The 14,948-nt window shown below is 60.9% G+C and carries 17 protein-coding genes and 1 pseudogene; 3 read left to right on the top strand and 15 right to left on the bottom strand.

What is annotated here, in order from left to right; genetic code table 11:
- Positions 1 to 96: 96 nt before the first annotated feature.
- The 5 genes from ACEWPM_RS09145 to ACEWPM_RS09125 all read right to left on the bottom strand — a co-directional run bounded on the left by ACEWPM_RS09145 (position 97) and on the right by ACEWPM_RS09125 (position 5,728).
- Positions 97 to 834: an SDR family oxidoreductase gene (locus tag ACEWPM_RS09145; protein WP_393961364.1), complete on the bottom strand. Its 738-nt coding sequence runs from the start codon at positions 832 to 834 to the stop codon at positions 97 to 99.
- A complete protein-coding gene (locus ACEWPM_RS09140; protein WP_393961363.1) occupies positions 831 to 2,156 on the bottom strand; it encodes an FAD-binding oxidoreductase in 1,326 nt (441 codons plus the stop codon). Before ACEWPM_RS09140 ends, ACEWPM_RS09145 begins: the two co-directional genes overlap by 4 nt.
- Positions 2,153 to 2,575 (bottom strand): GtrA family protein, encoded by a 423-nt coding sequence (locus ACEWPM_RS09135; protein ID WP_393961362.1) that lies wholly within the window; start codon positions 2,573 to 2,575, stop codon positions 2,153 to 2,155. The genes ACEWPM_RS09140 and ACEWPM_RS09135 overlap by 4 nt, the downstream gene beginning before the upstream one ends.
- The gene (locus ACEWPM_RS09130) at positions 2,572 to 4,002 is read right to left on the bottom strand and encodes a UbiA family prenyltransferase (RefSeq protein ID WP_393961361.1); all 1,431 of its coding nucleotides are present in this window, start codon (positions 4,000 to 4,002) and stop codon (positions 2,572 to 2,574) included. The genes ACEWPM_RS09135 and ACEWPM_RS09130 overlap by 4 nt, the downstream gene beginning before the upstream one ends.
- Positions 4,003 to 4,075: 73 nt before the next feature.
- Positions 4,076 to 5,728, bottom strand: coding sequence for a hypothetical protein (locus tag ACEWPM_RS09125; protein WP_393961360.1), 1,653 nt, complete (start codon positions 5,726 to 5,728; stop codon positions 4,076 to 4,078).
- 398 nt (positions 5,729 to 6,126) lie between these two features.
- Here ACEWPM_RS09125 and ACEWPM_RS09120 point away from each other — a divergent pair, with 398 nt between their 5' ends.
- Entirely contained in the window at positions 6,127 to 7,812 is a 1,686-nt protein-coding gene (locus tag ACEWPM_RS09120; RefSeq protein WP_393961359.1) for a hypothetical protein, read from the top strand.
- A 249-nt stretch (positions 7,813 to 8,061) separates the two neighbouring features.
- Here ACEWPM_RS09120 and ACEWPM_RS09115 read toward each other — a convergent pair whose 3' ends face one another.
- The 10 genes from ACEWPM_RS09115 to ACEWPM_RS09070 all read right to left on the bottom strand — a co-directional run bounded on the left by ACEWPM_RS09115 (position 8,062) and on the right by ACEWPM_RS09070 (position 13,329).
- Positions 8,062 to 8,394, bottom strand: a complete 333-nt coding sequence (locus ACEWPM_RS09115) for an integrase core domain-containing protein (RefSeq protein WP_393961357.1) — start codon at positions 8,392 to 8,394, stop codon at positions 8,062 to 8,064.
- Between the two features lie 139 nt (positions 8,395 to 8,533).
- Positions 8,534 to 8,806: a hypothetical protein gene (locus ACEWPM_RS09110; RefSeq protein ID WP_393961356.1), complete on the bottom strand. Its 273-nt coding sequence runs from the start codon at positions 8,804 to 8,806 to the stop codon at positions 8,534 to 8,536.
- A 79-nt stretch (positions 8,807 to 8,885) separates the two neighbouring features.
- The gene (locus ACEWPM_RS09105; RefSeq protein WP_393961355.1) at positions 8,886 to 9,014 is read right to left on the bottom strand and encodes a hypothetical protein; all 129 of its coding nucleotides are present in this window, start codon (positions 9,012 to 9,014) and stop codon (positions 8,886 to 8,888) included.
- Positions 9,015 to 9,136: 122 nt separating this feature from the next.
- A complete protein-coding gene (gene ubiV / locus ACEWPM_RS09100) occupies positions 9,137 to 10,048 on the bottom strand; it encodes a ubiquinone anaerobic biosynthesis protein UbiV (RefSeq protein WP_393961354.1) in 912 nt (303 codons plus the stop codon).
- Positions 10,049 to 10,053: 5 nt separating this feature from the next.
- Positions 10,054 to 11,052 carry a ubiquinone anaerobic biosynthesis protein UbiU gene (gene ubiU / locus ACEWPM_RS09095; protein ID WP_393961353.1) on the bottom strand — a complete coding sequence of 333 codons (999 nt, stop codon included), beginning with the start codon at positions 11,050 to 11,052 and terminating at the stop codon, positions 10,054 to 10,056.
- The gene (gene ubiT / locus ACEWPM_RS09090; RefSeq protein WP_393961352.1) at positions 11,049 to 11,579 is read right to left on the bottom strand and encodes a ubiquinone anaerobic biosynthesis accessory factor UbiT; all 531 of its coding nucleotides are present in this window, start codon (positions 11,577 to 11,579) and stop codon (positions 11,049 to 11,051) included. Before ubiT ends, ubiU begins: the two co-directional genes overlap by 4 nt.
- A gap of 2 nt (positions 11,580 to 11,581) precedes the next feature.
- Entirely contained in the window at positions 11,582 to 11,839 is a 258-nt protein-coding gene (locus tag ACEWPM_RS09085) for a hypothetical protein (RefSeq protein ID WP_393961351.1), read from the bottom strand.
- The gene (locus tag ACEWPM_RS09080; protein ID WP_393961350.1) at positions 11,836 to 12,312 is read right to left on the bottom strand and encodes a hemerythrin domain-containing protein; all 477 of its coding nucleotides are present in this window, start codon (positions 12,310 to 12,312) and stop codon (positions 11,836 to 11,838) included. Before ACEWPM_RS09080 ends, ACEWPM_RS09085 begins: the two co-directional genes overlap by 4 nt.
- The gene (locus ACEWPM_RS09075; RefSeq protein ID WP_393961349.1) at positions 12,313 to 12,831 is read right to left on the bottom strand and encodes a DUF2478 domain-containing protein; all 519 of its coding nucleotides are present in this window, start codon (positions 12,829 to 12,831) and stop codon (positions 12,313 to 12,315) included. It lies immediately after the preceding gene.
- Between the two features lie 24 nt (positions 12,832 to 12,855).
- Positions 12,856 to 13,329, bottom strand: a complete 474-nt coding sequence (locus tag ACEWPM_RS09070; protein WP_393961348.1) for a hemerythrin domain-containing protein — start codon at positions 13,327 to 13,329, stop codon at positions 12,856 to 12,858.
- Positions 13,330 to 13,511: 182 nt separating this feature from the next.
- On the opposite strand from ACEWPM_RS09070, the gene ACEWPM_RS09065 reads away from it, so the two are divergent.
- Together ACEWPM_RS09065 and ACEWPM_RS09060 are read left to right on the top strand one after the other, a co-directional pair.
- A complete protein-coding gene (locus tag ACEWPM_RS09065) occupies positions 13,512 to 13,928 on the top strand; it encodes an Rrf2 family transcriptional regulator (RefSeq protein ID WP_393961456.1) in 417 nt (138 codons plus the stop codon).
- A gap of 240 nt (positions 13,929 to 14,168) precedes the next feature.
- Positions 14,169 to 14,452, top strand: a pseudogene (locus ACEWPM_RS09060) (IS110 family transposase); the annotation flags it as partial.
- Positions 14,453 to 14,948: the final 496 nt, after the last annotated feature.

Here is a 14,948-nt window from a genome sequence, read left to right as displayed (position 1 = left end):
CTGTCAGAACGCGCCAACTCCAGGGTGCATGACCGCCTGGATCAGAAGGCCGACGATCATGGCGCCCTGATGGCACGGATGCGGGAGTCCTTCACCTCAAATCTTCATTCCCTTGAAAATCCTCTCAGGAATAGACCGAATTATGAACATCACAAGCTTCCACACCGGCCGCACGTAGATGATGTTCTTCTTGTACTGAACAGCGCCGGCGATGGCCTCGGCGACCTCATCGGGCTCAGCCGTGAGCCGTGCAGGTAGATCCATTCCCTCCGTCATCCGGGTGGAGACGAAACCGGGAAGGACAGTCACGACGTGAACGCCGTTCCTTGCCAGACGGTTGCGAAGGCCCGACAGGAAGGCTGTGAACCCTGCTTTTGCCGACCCATAGACATAGTTGGTAGCGCGTCCGCGTTCCCCTGCAACAGAACTGATGCCGACAAGTGTGCCGGATCGCCGCTGTTCGAAACTGTTTGCGAGGCTCGCGAGAATGCTTGCCGGACCCTCGTAATTGCTCCGCACCACGCGGCAGGCCGATGCACTGTCCCCCTCGGACGTTTCCTGCTCTCCGAGAAGGCCGACCGCACAGATTGCGATCATGGGCAGTTCGGGCAGGCTCCCGACAAACGTGTCATGTGTTTCGGTTCGCAGCGCATCAAACTCATGAAGGGTGACGGACACGTTGTAGCGCAATGCCAGGTCTGCCCTGTCCGCTTCGAGCGTTGCGGCGTCGCGTGCCGCAAGCTGTAGAGGATGCCCGAGCGAGGCGAACTTGTGCGCAACGGCCTTGGCAATGTCCGAGCGGGCGCCAAGGATCAAGACGGGTGCCTTGCTCATAGCGATAACCTTTCCGATTGAGCCGAGCGGAACTTGCCGCCCGCGCTGCTCTCGCGCCTCATCCGCAGGAAGCTTTCGATGCGATGATCTGAGGCTTGCAGCGTTTCTGCCGACATGCGGCTGTCTTTCGCAAGGTAGAAGCGCCCGCCATGATCCAGCGTGATCCGGTCGAGGCGCGGCAAGAGGTCGAGCGTCCGTGCCGTGACCGGATAGTCTATGGCCAGCGTGTAGCCCTCCATTGGGAACGAGAATGGGCTTTGTTGCGGACCGAAACGCTTGAGGACGGTCAGGAAGGACCCCGCGCCCGCATCCGAACTTGCCTTCAGCAGCGCCGTCAGCCCCTTTTCTGAACGCTCAAGAGGCAGGACACATTGAAATTGCACAAACCCCTTTCGTCCATAGATCCTGTTCCAGCCACGGATTGCATCCAAAGGATAGAAATAGCTGTCCCAGTCAACAATCTCCGAGCCGGATTTGCGCGCTCCGATCCGATAGTAGAGCGCGTTGAACGCGCGAATGGTGAAACGGTTGAGTGTGAAGGACGGAAAATCGAAGGGAACTCCCAGCTTGCGCCTTTTTCCGCGGGGAAAGGGCACTTGTGCCTGCTCGGACGCAAGCTCCGCCCGCGACGCGTGTTCGCCAACCATGACAACGGACCGCCCGAGACTGTCGCCGGATGCCAGGCAATCGAGCCAGGCCACCGAGTAGGTCGTATCCTTGGCCTGCTCGAACGCAGCCATCGCCGCCGGCAAATTGGGGGCCGCGATGGTTTTCTGCCGGATCCAGCCGCTGTCGACCGCTTTCAGGCGTATCGCGGCGCGCAGGATAATTCCGGTCAGTCCCATGCCCCCAAGAGTGTTTTCGAACATCTCCACGTTTTCATTGTTCGAACATCTGACAAGATTTCCGTCGGCCCCCATCACATCGAGCCAGTCGACACATTCCCGGAAACTGCCGTCCCTGTGGTGGTTCTTGCCATGAACATCTGCTGCCAGAGCGCCGCCGAGCGACACGAACTTGGTGCCCGGTGTGACAAGCGGGAACCAACCCCGGGGAAGGAAGGCGCCGATCACATCCTTCAGCAGCACGCCCGCCTCGGCAACGAGCTGCCCGGTTTGCGTATCAAAAGCGATCATCCGGTTCAGATGGCGCATGACGATCGTGGCGGCGGGGTTGATGGCGCTGTCCCCATAGGCCCGGCCATTCCCCCGCGCGATCACGCTCGGCTCGGACAAGACCAGTTGCCGCAGCGCCTCGACGCTGCGCGGCGCGTGAACCTTCGCCTCGATCACGGGGTAGCGCCCCCAACCTGACAGTTTCATGCGGTGTTTCCTGACTGCCGGTTAGTAAAGACGAAGCGCCGGTCGAGATTGTATTTCACAACATAGCCGATGCCGAGGCCGATGACCGCGCCCAGCTCGCGCATCGCATCCGTCTGCCAGATATACCAGAACGCGGTTTCAGTGCCCCAGAAAATCGCGGTGGTGACGATGCCCATGGATGTGTAGATCGAGAATTGCCGCCCATGGTTCCGCAGCCCGCGCGCGTCGTCGTAGAAGATCCAGCGCTTGTCGAGCAGGTATTTCACGACAAGGCCGGTGACCGTGCCCGCGCCGATCCCCAGCGCCAGGTAATCGCCCGTCTCTCCCAGCTGCAGAACGGCCCGCTGCGTGGCGATGTTCACGAGCGTTGCGACGGCGGCGAAGGCGGCATAGCGCAGAACGAGGCCTCGTAGGGTCATGCAAGCGCCCCGCCCAACAGCAAGACGAGGATGATGATGAAGCACACCTGGCTGATCCGATCCTTCGTGGCATAGACGACCGGATCGTCATCCATCTGCCCGCGATGGGCCTTCATCACCGTCCGCGTGATCCAGTAGAGCAGGACGGCGCAGACGCCCCAGAGCACTTCGGGATAGGCATAAAGCTCCATCACGGCGGGTGAATTCACGTACATCATCATGACCAGCACGGAGACATAGCCAGATGCGATGGCGATCATCGAGATGATGGGAAGATCCTCGACCTCGTAACCGCGCCCGGTGATCGCCAGATTTCCGCGGGCGGCGCTGTCGATCAGCTCGGCCTGCCGCTTGACGGCGGCCAGAGAGAGGAAGAAGAAGATCGAGAACGCGAGAAGCCAGATCGAAAGCGGGATACCTGTCGCGAAGCCTCCGGCGATGATGCGGCTGGAATAAAGGCCCGCAAGAACGCAGATGTCGATCACCATCCGCCGTTTCAGGTTGAGCGAATAGGCCATTGAAAGCGCAAAATAGGCAGCCATGACGAGCGGAAACATACCGCCGATGGCGATCGCCAGGATCGCTCCGGCGGCGGCCAATCCGGCCGCCATCCACGTTCCGTGTGCGATCGGGATATCGCCCGAGGCGAAGGGCCTGCGACACTTGCGCGGGTGCGCGCGATCAGCGGCAAGGTCGATCAGATCGTTGAGCACATAGCCACTCGATGCCACGAGATTGAAGCAGATGAACGCCAGAAGCGACAGCAGCATCGTCTGGCCGTCCAGTTGATGCGCCGTGAGCATCGGCAGGAAAACGAGGATATTCTTCAGCCATTGATGCGGCCGCAGCGCCCTGAGATAGGTCCTCGGTACAGCGACCTCGGACGCGAGGTGTATGGCCGAGCCGCAGGTGCGCTCGACGTTGCTGCGCAGTGATGCGGACGCGTTCATGGTAATGGCCCTTGCCGCGCGTTTCCATACGGGCAAATCCGCGGCAGAGTCGCCAATGTAGACAAAGCGCCTTGCGCCGAAACGATCCTCAAGGAATTGCGCCTTGTATTCTCCCTTGAGATTGAGCGAGCCATTGGACCCGTGGACCTCGTCGAAGATGCCCAGCCGGTTGGCTATTGCCTCGGCCAGGGTCTGGTCGCTGGCGGTGACCAGCGCCGTTCGCCCATTCGCCTCCCGCCATTCTTCGACAAATGCGATGACCTTGGCATCGTAGGGAAGGGTTTCCGCATTGACGGAAGCGGCACGCGCAAGATGGCGTTTCAAGAAGGCCCTTCCCTTCATCAGTGCTGCGAGCGACAGGAACGGGCTACGCCAGTCCCGCCCGAAAGCCGACCAGAAACTTTCATAGAGCATGTCGCTGCGCAAAAGCGTTCCGTCGAGATCGACAACGAGGATTTCGCGCTTGTCCGGCTGCATAGGCGTGCTTCTTTTCGACATGAGGTGGTGCGAACATAGCCCCGAAACCCCGCGCGCTGGCAACGCTCGCGGCTTAGGTGGCAGGGAGGGGGTGGAATGCGATGAACGGAATGGAGAGCGGCTCGTAGATATAGACCATTTCGAATTCGAACTCGTTCAGCTCGGCTTTCACCCTGTCATCGAGTGTCGATCCGAGCAGGAAGGCGCGGATGTCATCCGAGCTCTTATCGAGCGAGGCGCCCGGCCAGTTCAGATATTCGTATGAGGAGAGCATGGTATAGCCATCCTCGTGCGAGGCGCGCAAAAGCGAGCGACGTCTCAGGGCCTCAAGACTGCCGATATCGCCCGCAAATACGAAACCGTGCCGCACCGGCAGATCGAGTGCGAAGTTGAGCATCCCGTCTCCGAATTCGACCAGCTTGGCCTCCGGGCGCGCCTCCGCGAGGGCGGCGTCGACTTTGCCGCGGTCCTCCCAGAACATCGCGCGCGGGGCGCTGTAGCGCCCGGAGGCATTGGCGAGATAGGCTTGGCTCGCTTGCAGGCAGCCGACGAGGCCTATGATCAGCGCGAGCCACGGGACGGCAGAGGGCGCCACGCGCCGCAAATTGGTCAGCACCGGAGACAACAGCAACGCCGCGGTCAGGCTGAGCGTGCCGATTGCGAAGGCATAGTACCAGGGTGCCTGATCCCAGTAATTGACGGCTATAAATCCATAAGCCGCCTTGAGCAGGATGGCACCGGACATGCCGGCCACCAGGGGTGCCCAGTTTTCGTCGCGAAAACGCCCGTGGATCAGCAGGATGAACGTTGCGGCGAAAAGCGCCGGAAAGATCAACTCGGCCACCCGAAAACCCGCCCCGCGGACGACATCATGCGCAGCGGTATAGTCGGTCAGCCCGGCCCGCAGATCTAGCAGGGGGCCAAAGAAAGTGGCGAGGGTGATCCAGCCGTTGCCAATCAGCGCGCCTTCGCCCTTTGCCGCGCCGCTGATCGGCATCAACAAACCGATAGTGGCCCAATTATAGGCCCAGTAGAGGCACAGAAACGCCACTGACGGTAAGACCAACAGGATCGCCGAAGGAACGCGTGAGAAAAACCGGCGCGGATGCCAGAGCGTCCACGTCAAGGCGATGGCAAGAACAACGAACACCTCGTCCAGCCTCGCAAGCACCAGCAAGCCCAGGACCACTCCCATCGATAGCCAGTGGCGCGCGGTCGCGCGCTCATGCCGAGCCGACACGATTTGAAGGGACAGGATTCCGGTGATCGCCAGCGACAGTCCCGCCTCCATGCCGGAAAAGAAATCCCAGACTGCAAGGTTTCCAAGACCTTGTCCAACCACGAGAAAATAGACGCCCGGCGTGACCAGCCCGGCCAGAAGCCAGGACCCCGTCGCGCGCCCGATGGCCGTTCCGATCATCAGGACACCCGCCAGCGTCAGCGCCACCGCCAACCATGCCGTAAGGTTCATTAAAAGAACCGGGTCGCCGGTGATCTGCGCCAGAACCCAGACCATCACTTGCCAAAGCGGGTGAAACCCGTTCGTCGCGGCTTCGCCGTCAAAACTAAACATCGCGAGCGATGAGTTCTGTGCAATACCTAGATAAAGGTAGGCGTCACCCGCCAATAGGGAGAATACCGACTGTGACCCCAGAACTGGTATCAACAACAGCGCAGGCATCAATGTGATGACGCCTGCATAGAGGTAAAACAGCAATCTACTCATTACTAACCCGCTGAAATAAAAATATAAACAGGCAAACTACTGGCATTGAGTAGATCACACCAGAATGATTTGGGCAAGCGTCGAGAACGAGACTAACCTGACGCCCGGGGTATGATCGCGTGCTCCCCAGTGATCACCGTCATCGCCTCATCTTGGGCTGTCTTCTTCTCGCTGATCTTTTGCCGTTCTTTGCATCAAACGATATCGCCGGCGAAACCGGCACGGGGCGCATATGCAATCACATGTCAAAAATGCGGCAGATACTTTGCGCGTGGCTCCAGTGCGTAATAACCTGCAGCCCTACGGCTCGGAGATGCGTCTTTGGATGAGGTTACTCAGCTGATGCAGGCATCCGTCTGGCAAGCGGTGCACGCGCATCACAAGAAAGGTGTCCCATAATGATCCGTATTCTCGCTTTCATACTGACCCTTGTCCTTGCGCCGCTTTCAGTCCGCGCGCAGGACGTCCCGATGGCGATGAACCTCTCGCGAGTGAATGACTGGAGTGCGCAGCAACCGTTTATCGATGTGATGAAGACCGCACGCCGATGGATCGGGCATAAACCCGGTCAATGGGGCGGGGTCCAATACGACGAGTTGGAGGAACGCGGTCTACTCGATGAAAATGGCTGGCCCATAGAGATACCGGCTGACCTATCTTCAATTGGCACACTTATATTGACGGATCTGCCGGAGGATGCTGCTGTTTATGCGGGCCGCTATGTTCTGAGTTTTGCCGGTGAAGGCATCGTGGAGGTTGGCGGTGGAGCGCAGAATGTTCGGTATGGCACCGGCCAGGTGACGTTCGATTTCTCGCCGGGGGGCGCCGTCCTGCTGAAAATTCAGCGCACCGATCCGTCCCGGACCGGGGACTACGTCCGCAACATCTCGGTGATGAAGCAGGAGAATGCGCAAGCCTGGCAGGCCGGCGCGGTGTTCAACCCCGACTGGCTCCGACATATGGAAGGGTTCGAGGCGATCCGTTTCATGAATTGGATGAACACCAACAACTCCACGCAAGAGCGTTGGGAAGACCGCCCGCGCCTATCGGATTTCTCCTACAGCTGGCGCGGCGTGCCATTGGAGGTAATGCTCGCGCTGGCAAACAGACTGAACGCGGCGCCGTGGTTCAATATGCCTCACCTGGCGGACGACGCCTATTGTCGTGCTTTCGCCCGGGCGGTCTCGGACGGGTTGGATGGCGGTCTGGATGTCTATGTCGAATACTCCAACGAGATGTGGAATTTTCAATTCGACCAGACGAGATGGGCTGAAACGCAAGCGCGCGCGCGCTGGGGGCGCGAACATCGCTTTGTCGAACATTACGGGATGCGCGCGGCGCAGATCGCACAAATCTGGTCGGATGTCTTTGCCGCGAAAAGAGACCGCCTGATCAATGTGATCTCGACCCAGACCGGCTGGATGGGGCTTGAGAAGGATATTCTTGAGGCGCCGCTTTGGGTTGCCGAGAATCCCGAGAGCAACGCTCCGCCACATGAATATTTCGATGCCTACGCCGTCACCGGGTACTTTGGCCACGCTTTGGGCACGGACAAACGCCGGGATCTTGTTGAGTCCTGGATAGAAAGCAGTCACGAGATCGCGCTGCAGGACGCGGACGGAAAAGGTCTGGCCGGGGAGGCGAAGGAGGCGCACATCCGGAAACACCGCTACGATGCCGCCAGTGAATGGGCCGCGCAGGAACTGTACGACGGATCGATAACCGAGGAGCGCGAGGGCTCACTCGCCGATCTGCTTGACCGCGTACTGCCCTACCACGTTAACATTGCTCGAAGCTACGACCTAGAAATGATCATGTATGAGGGCGGCACGCATGTCGTTGGCACCGGTCTCCAGATGGAAGCCGAAACGCTGACGGACTTCTTTACCCACCTGAATTATACGCCCGAGATGGGGCGGCTCTACGAGAACTTGATTGCCGGGTGGAAGAACTTGGGTGTAGGGCTGTTCACGCCCTACTCAGATGTGCTGGTTCCTACAAAATCAGGAAGCTGGGGACATCTGCGTCACTTGGGCGACGATAATCCTCGTTGGCGCGCTCTTCTTCAATTCCAGCAGAACTAACCTGCTGTTGGGTGGCTCCTTCTCCGTGACAAGAGATCACCGGTTTTGGAGTGGTCGTCGAATTTCGGTTTCTGAGCAAGCAATCCGGGCACGAAGCCCTCAAATCTCTCAGGCGCAGCACGCCCTCCCGGCATTGCCTTGGCCGCGGGCGATGTGAACAGGCGATGTGGACAGGTGGAGTTATTGCGATTTAAATGGGAGAGAGCCAGCCTTCGTTGGGCGCATACATTCAAACCTCCTGCTCCTTGATCACGCTGATAGTTTGAACATCGGTGAAAAAGCTTTTCTGCATTCGCCTGCTGCTTCAAGGTCAGCGAACACTGGGCTGCTCCAAATCTGTTGGACACTTTCCGAAAAGATTTCAGCTATTCTCTCTCCATGCTGGTCGCTTTCGATTTGGTTGAAAAAGACCACGGCGCGCGGCTGTCCGCCATGGGCGGTGTGCGGCCGCTGGTGATTGTAGCTGATGGTCCATCGGCCCACGCCCTCCTTCGGCTGAGAACCGGTATTCCAAGCATGCAGGCAGACGCACCCATGCTTCTGGGACCGCCACAGGCGCTCGATGAAGGTGTGGTCGGGCACCAACCCAGCGAACGGTCGATCAGTGTTCGAGTCAAACCACCCGAGAACTGGTGGCCATCATATGACTATCCGAATGCTCGATCCCCAGCTGGCCGAAGCGGTCGATCGCCTCGTTCAGCGCCTCGATGCAGAAGTCGGCCTACACCGTACCCGAGATGCGCCCGGCCAGCACCTTGCGGGTGAACCAATCCATGATGGCGACCAGGTGGACGAACTCCTGCGGCATCGGCAGGTACGTGATGTCGGCACACCAGACCTGGTTGAGCCGACCAATCCGCAGGCCATCCAGCAGGTAAGGGTAGGTTTTAAGCCTCTCGGCAGGCGTCGCGGTTTTGGGTCTCTGGCAGATCGGCATCGGGCGCATAAGCCGCATCAGCCGCCGGATGCGCTTCTGATTTAAAGAATTGCCCATATTTTTTCAGGAGCCGGATCATCTGCCGGACACCATGAAACGGCGTTTCGAGGAACTGCCGGTCGTTCAGCAGCTTCTTTCACCTATGGATCGTCGTCGGATTCAACCCGTATTCGGACACCGGCTCTGACACGGTGCGCTCGTTCTTCACGGCTTCCAGCGCCGCGCGAGCCTTGAAGCCAGCACCATGATTTCTGCGTTTTGACATCGCCTGATCTCCTCGGTCTTGAAAACCGGAAAACGGCAAATCGCACTTTATGTCACTGGCCCATTTTCAGCGGGTAGCTCACATGTGTCGCCGCAACCTTGTTGGTGAGATCCTTCGCGCAATCAGGCTTCCGACGCCATGGCGATGCGGCGATAGCCAGCCTTGCCGTGATAGAACCCGTTGCTGAATGGCGTCGGCCCACAGGTTTCTTGCAGCAACGCGGTCGCATCGTCGACGGCGATCTTTCCGGCCAGAACATCCTGAAACGCCGCAGCGATCGCGACCATGTCCACCGCCTGCGGCATCAGCCGGAGATGGGTGACACCATCGCCCGCCAGCCGCGCAGTTTCGGGCAGCAGATCGATATAGCTTTCGGACTGGGTCTGGATGCCGTTGACCCGCAGGATCGGGCGATCATCAGTGGTGCGCAGCGGCATACCGTCGGCATCCTTGTCGCAGACGAATTGGCAGTTATCCTTGGTGCGACCATGCGCACGTGCATGATAGCAGCGCGCCGATACCGCAAGCGACGCGCGGCCGAAGACCTGCACTTCGACGCCGAGGCCCAGCTCGCGCGCGGCCGCGGCGGCGACGGCAATCGCAGGGGCCGGCATTTCGGCAGGCAGGCAGACATGAGTCGCACCCTGCCCGGCCATCCAGGCGATAGTGGCCTCGTTATAGGCGTTCATGAACGGCCCGATACGATGCGGACGCCGCCCGCGCGCGAACAGGCCGGCGGCGTTGTTGATCTCGATTTCCGGGGTCTCCATCGCCGCCAGATCCTCGGTCGCCTTGCGCTCGCGCTTCAGCATGACCTCCGCCAGCGTGGACAGGATCACCGTCTTGCCCGCGCGCTCGAGGCGTTCGATCGTGGCGGGCAGGTCCATTTCGTGGAAAGGCGCACGCTTGGAGCAGATCACCTCACCCAGATAGACCTCGTCCACCGGCGCCTCGTCGGCGATGCGGGCGTAGAAATCGCGGCGCGTATCAGCGGACCAGTGATAGGCAATCGGGCCAAGGGTCAGTTTCGTCATCTTTTTCACCGCCATTTCTTTGTCTCGAACGCGCCTTGCGTCTGTTTCTGCCCTTCAGTCAGCGCCACCAGATCCGCCATATCCGCGGTGCCGCCCGCGCGGATATCATCGACCGCCCGACGGAACGCCGAAACCACGCCGCGCACATAGCTTTTGGACCGTTGCCGTCCCTCGATCTTGAAGGCATGGACGCCCGCGTCGATCAACTCGGGCAGAAGCCGCGAGAGGTTCAGGCTCACGGGCTCTTCGAAAGCGTAGTAGCCCTCGGGCCGGTGCGGCGCGGTGTAGCGGCCCTTGCAGATCGTGGGATAGCCGGCCTTTTCGTCCGCGCCGAAGCAGTCGATGGTGAAACCGGCAAGCTGTGAGGACATCGATCCGTCCTGGTGCCGCGCGTATTCGACATCCGACGCCGGAGAGCAGACCCCGTCCATATTGGTCGATTGCCCCGTCAGGTAGTTGGTCAGGCTGCAGCGCCCCTCGACCATCAGACCATGATTGCCGAAGATGAAGGTCTCGATCTCACAGGGGATTTCCTTGCGGATCTGGCGGATCTCGGGGATGGTCAGGATGCGCGGCAGGACAACCCGCTTGACGCCGAAACTCTCGCAATAGTAGCGGATCGCCTCGGGGCTGGATGCGGCGGCCTGCACCGAAAGGTGCAGCCGCGCATCGGGATGCGTGCGCGCTATGTATTCTGCCACACCCATATCGGCGACGATGAAGGCATCGACACCCAGCCTCGCGCCGGTATCTGCCGCTTGGCGCCAGAGATCCATCTTGCCTGCGGGAGGATAGGTATTCAGCGCCAGCAGTACCTTGGCGCCCTTTTCATGCGCGTAGGCAACGGAGGCGGCCAGTTCGTCGGGTGTGAAATTCAACCCCGGAAAGTTCCGCGCGTTGGTCGCATCCTGAAAACCGCAATAGACAGCATCCGCGCCAGCATCGACGGCAGTGCGCAGCGCGGCGGGTGTGCCGGCGGGGCAGATCAGTTCGGCTATGCTCATCGGTCCGGGTATCCTTTCGTGTCGTTGGAATAGCTCTTGCGCAGGCGGGCAAGGATCGCGCGTCCGGGCGCGCCGAACATCTCGGCGGTTTCCTCGGCGATGGAGCCGTCAACATCGTCGAGCGCATTGCGCAGCCGCACCACCGCCTCGGTATCGCCGGAGACCTCCAGGTCGCGCGAGAAGAAAGCAGCATCGCCATCCTCTTCGGAGTCCATCAATTCCAGCAGCAGTAGGAACCGTCCACGGATCACCGCCCCTGCCTCGGGCGCGTTTTCGCGCGGGACCGCGCGAAAGATCAGCGCGTGCGGATCGGGCCGCAGATGCAGCGCGAAAGGCAACTCGACCGGGTCGATCAGGAAATCCGTTCCCTGATGCGGACCCAGCCGCGCGAAAAGCGAGGGATGCCGCCGCGCGATCCGCCGCACGGTGCGGGACAGGATCGGCTGCACCAAGGTGCAGGCAAGCCGCGAAAAGGGCTTCGGCCGGGGCCCAGGGGTTCGGGGGAAAGTGTCAGCGCTGATGCTCATGGTCAGAAGTCCCGTTCTGCAGTGACGCCCGCCTTGGTCGCGATCAGATCGAGCGGAATGTCATGGGGTGGGTGGGGATAGATCGTGGTCAGATGTGGGCCCAGGTCGAGTTCCGCCTTGATGTGCCGATAGCCTGCCAGGACTGTCTCACGCCCGATGCCTCGAGCCTGCTCCGAACCCTCGCCGAGCTGATGGAAACCGATCGGATCGACCTCACCCGCCATGCAGGGCGGCGACGTGTATGCTCCCGGCTCGCTCATGCGTGAGCCTGAAGCCGGGAAAAGAGCACGTCGTTCTCAAGGTACATGTGCTCGTCAAGGTCCGCAGCCAGCTCGCCCAGCTTGGCATAAAGCAGCCGCCACGCGCCGCAGGCATCCAGAGGCAGCCTCATTCCATGCGTGATCGCCGCGATCCGGTTCTTCGCTACCTGTCGTCCATCGCGGTCATCCTGCACGCCCGCCAGCGCGCCCAGCATCTTCGCGGTCTCGCCGGCGGCCAGCGCCGGAAAGACAATCGCCTCTTCCATGCGTATATGAGCGTCGAGAGCCGCGACCACGCCCTCGAGCGCCTGTGTCAATCCGTGCGGCGCATTGATGTCGTCGGCATGGACGGCTTCGACCTTGCGCGCCAAGGCGATCAGATCGGGCAACTCCTGCCGGCGCGCCTGATGATAGCGTATGCGGACATGTTCGGTAAGGACTGGTGTCGGCGCATCGTTGGCGGAATCGTACATTCAGACTTTCTCCGTGACATCAGTGGCCGGTTGGGCCATCTCCCGGCACCACGCGAGGACGCTCTCCTCATCAGGCGGCAGCGTGGTGGCCATGCCATCTGCAAAACGCTCGAAGGCTGCGCGATGCGTATCGGACACACCGATCAGCACCGGCACGCCGCGCCCGAGCGCCTCCGCGATCAGCGCGCGAAACCCGCGCCCCTCCGCCTCGCTCAGGCCAAACTTGTTCAGCACGACCAGATCGGCCCCTTCCGCAGACAGCTGCGCGGTCGCAAGGCCGACGGCAGCTTCGAGCGCGCCAGCATCCATCCGGCATGCGGTCGATCCTGCGCCAAGATCCTGCGTGATCCGCACAACCGGTCCATCGGGCAGAAGCCGCAGGTCGCTGTCGCAATGTCCGTTTCCGCCCCCCTGCGCCAGGGCGCGCAAGGCACCCGCGACCCGGATCCCATCGTCGATGAGACGGGACACGACGGCGTCCAGCAGGCGATCCGTCGCCCCGCGTTCGCCCGATCTCACACTCGCAAGCGCCATCGTCGGACCTCACCCTTGCTCAAACTGCGGGAAGAGCACGTCGTTTTCCAGCCGCATATGCTCTTCCAGATCGCTGATGAACGTGCCCAGCCCGTCATAAAGGGCGGTCCAGGTGCCGCAGGCCCCTTTCGGCGTTGAGAGGCCGCCCGTCAGCCGCCGGATATCGGCGACCTCTGTCGCATGGTCGTCATGATCGGCGCGCATCACGGCAATGGGGGCCTCGATACCCGGTGCGCCGCCGTTGCGGATGGCGGGAAAGAGGATCAGTTCTTCCTTCTTCATGTGCACCTCCATCTCGCCGATCATGCGGCGCAGGACGCTGGAAAGCCCGTCGGGCACATCGTCATCGCCGACGTGCACGTTTTCGACCGTCTCCGCCATATCGGCGAGACGCGGCAGCTGTTCGCGATGGCGCGCATGGTAGCGGGTTTCGATGTAGCGGGTCAGTTCCGCAGCGTCGTGGATCGGGGCGGCTTCGGCCATCGGGTCATCCTTGCGTTAGCGAAAGTCGGGACCGGCATCAGGGACGGTTCCGGGCCGGATGGATTCGATCTGCGGTGATGCGCTGAAGATTGTCATGGGACTTCCGTCTTCATGGTTTTCATTTCAGCCTATGTTTGCTAATTGGCATTGTAAATACCGATACAATCATGAGACCAGCGACAATGCGCCTCACCTCCTTTACCGATTTCGGCCTGCGCATGCTGATGCGCATGGCGAGCGCGCCCGAGCGTGCATTCTCGACCGCCGAGTTGTCGGAAGAGTTCGGCCTCTCACGCAATCATCTGGCCAAGATCATGCAGCACCTCGCCCGCGCGGGACTGATCGAGACGCGGCGCGGCGGTGGAGGTGGTGCGCTGCTTGCGAGGCCAGCGGGCGAGATCCGGCTCGGCTCGGTCGTTCGGTCCCTTGAAGAGGGCCAGCCCCTGGTCGAATGCCTGAGCGCAGAGGGCGGAAATTGCGTGATCGACGGGCGCTGCCATCTCAAAGGGCGGCTAAAGTCGGCCGAGGCCGCGTTTTTCGCCGATCTCGATCATTCGACTCTTGCCGATATCGCCCTCGCTCCGGTTCCGCCGGGCTGACAGACTCCCAGCGCTGAATTAAAAGGCATCGAACCAAGGAAAAACGTGCTCGGCAGCCGAAAACCACGCCCACAATAACCTAGGGGAGCCCGTGGAGTACGCCGATGCTCACGAGCACCTTTGCGGCGCCGGCAAATTCGACACGCGGCTCTAGAGGCCGGGCCTTGATGATGTGCTTCCCTCCCCGACGGCATCAATGTGCCAAGGTGTGTGTGCGATGATCCCCAAAGAAGGGCGGTCCTGTCGGAGATTCTCAGGGTCGGGCTCGATCTGGCGATGAACGTGTTCCAAGCTCTTGGAGTAGATGGCTCTGGCCGAGCGGTGTTTCGCAAGAGGCTAAGACAGGATCAGATCCCTGAGTTTTTCGGACGGCTAGCGCGCTGCATCGTTGCGATGGAAGCCTGTGGTGAGGCCAATTTCCGGGGACGGGGAATCGGCAGGCTTGGACATGAGGTGAGGCTGATCCACCCGCCTGTGTGAAGCCCTTCGTGAAGCGTCAGAAAAACGATGCGGCCGATGCCGATAATGGACCCCGGCTGGTCTGCCGGGGCTTTGAGGCGTGTGTTCCGGGGTCCCTGCGCAAGGTCGGTTATCTTATCGGTAACCATCGGCGCCAACGCAGGCGCCCGTTCCGGCAACGCAGGTGAAACCAACGTTCCATCCCGCGCCAGCCGCCGCCACGCCGATAGGTGATTGGGCCGCAGATCATACCGTGCCATATATCCACAACCGTCTCCCCATCGATCAGCATCTCGGCCACACTCCGCGCTTTCAGCTCATCCGACTACTACATCCGGCCCCATGAGAAGTTCCCTTGAGTGCGCCATGCAACAATCCCCGCGCGACCAAGCAAACCAGGGCCTCGCAGGTCAGTAAATCAGAAGAAAGGTGAGGTCAGGACATCGCTTGCGAACCTCCGGGCCCGGCCGCGATTTACAGTCCACCAGAACGAAAAGGACCAGCAGCAAGAGCGGCCTTGCCGCTCCGACCTGCGTGCGCCGGATAGCAGCGGTTTCGATC

This window comes from Roseovarius maritimus (assembly GCF_043355895.2).
Taxonomy (GTDB): Bacteria; Pseudomonadota; Alphaproteobacteria; order Rhodobacterales; family Rhodobacteraceae; genus Roseovarius; species Roseovarius maritimus.
Note: the sequence above shows the minus strand (reverse complement) of the source record. Positions and strands in the feature narration are given on the sequence as shown.

Excerpts from the sequence above, each read along its gene's own strand:
- ACEWPM_RS09145 (WP_393961364.1), bottom strand. The coding sequence starts at position 834 with ATGAGCAAGGCACCCGTCTTGATCCTTGGCGCCCGCTCGGACATTGCC.
- ACEWPM_RS09140 (WP_393961363.1), bottom strand. The coding sequence starts at position 2,156 with ATGAAACTGTCAGGTTGGGGGCGCTACCCCGTGATCGAGGCGAAGGTT.
- ACEWPM_RS09135 (WP_393961362.1), bottom strand. The coding sequence starts at position 2,575 with ATGACCCTACGAGGCCTCGTTCTGCGCTATGCCGCCTTCGCCGCCGTC.
- ACEWPM_RS09130 (WP_393961361.1), bottom strand. The coding sequence starts at position 4,002 with ATGCAGCCGGACAAGCGCGAAATCCTCGTTGTCGATCTCGACGGAACG.
- ACEWPM_RS09125 (WP_393961360.1), bottom strand. The coding sequence starts at position 5,728 with ATGAGTAGATTGCTGTTTTACCTCTATGCAGGCGTCATCACATTGATG.
- ACEWPM_RS09120 (WP_393961359.1), top strand. The coding sequence starts at position 6,127 with ATGATCCGTATTCTCGCTTTCATACTGACCCTTGTCCTTGCGCCGCTT.
- ACEWPM_RS09110 (WP_393961356.1), bottom strand. The coding sequence starts at position 8,806 with ATGGGCAATTCTTTAAATCAGAAGCGCATCCGGCGGCTGATGCGGCTT.
- ACEWPM_RS09105 (WP_393961355.1), bottom strand. The coding sequence starts at position 9,014 with ATGTCAAAACGCAGAAATCATGGTGCTGGCTTCAAGGCTCGCGCGGCG.
- ubiV (WP_393961354.1), bottom strand. The coding sequence starts at position 10,048 with ATGACGAAACTGACCCTTGGCCCGATTGCCTATCACTGGTCCGCTGAT.
- ubiU (WP_393961353.1), bottom strand. The coding sequence starts at position 11,052 with ATGAGCATAGCCGAACTGATCTGCCCCGCCGGCACACCCGCCGCGCTG.
- ubiT (WP_393961352.1), bottom strand. The coding sequence starts at position 11,579 with ATGAGCATCAGCGCTGACACTTTCCCCCGAACCCCTGGGCCCCGGCCG.
- ACEWPM_RS09085 (WP_393961351.1), bottom strand. The coding sequence starts at position 11,839 with ATGAGCGAGCCGGGAGCATACACGTCGCCGCCCTGCATGGCGGGTGAG.
- ACEWPM_RS09080 (WP_393961350.1), bottom strand. The coding sequence starts at position 12,312 with ATGTACGATTCCGCCAACGATGCGCCGACACCAGTCCTTACCGAACAT.
- ACEWPM_RS09070 (WP_393961348.1), bottom strand. The coding sequence starts at position 13,329 with ATGGCCGAAGCCGCCCCGATCCACGACGCTGCGGAACTGACCCGCTAC.
- ACEWPM_RS09065 (WP_393961456.1), top strand. The coding sequence starts at position 13,512 with ATGCGCCTCACCTCCTTTACCGATTTCGGCCTGCGCATGCTGATGCGC.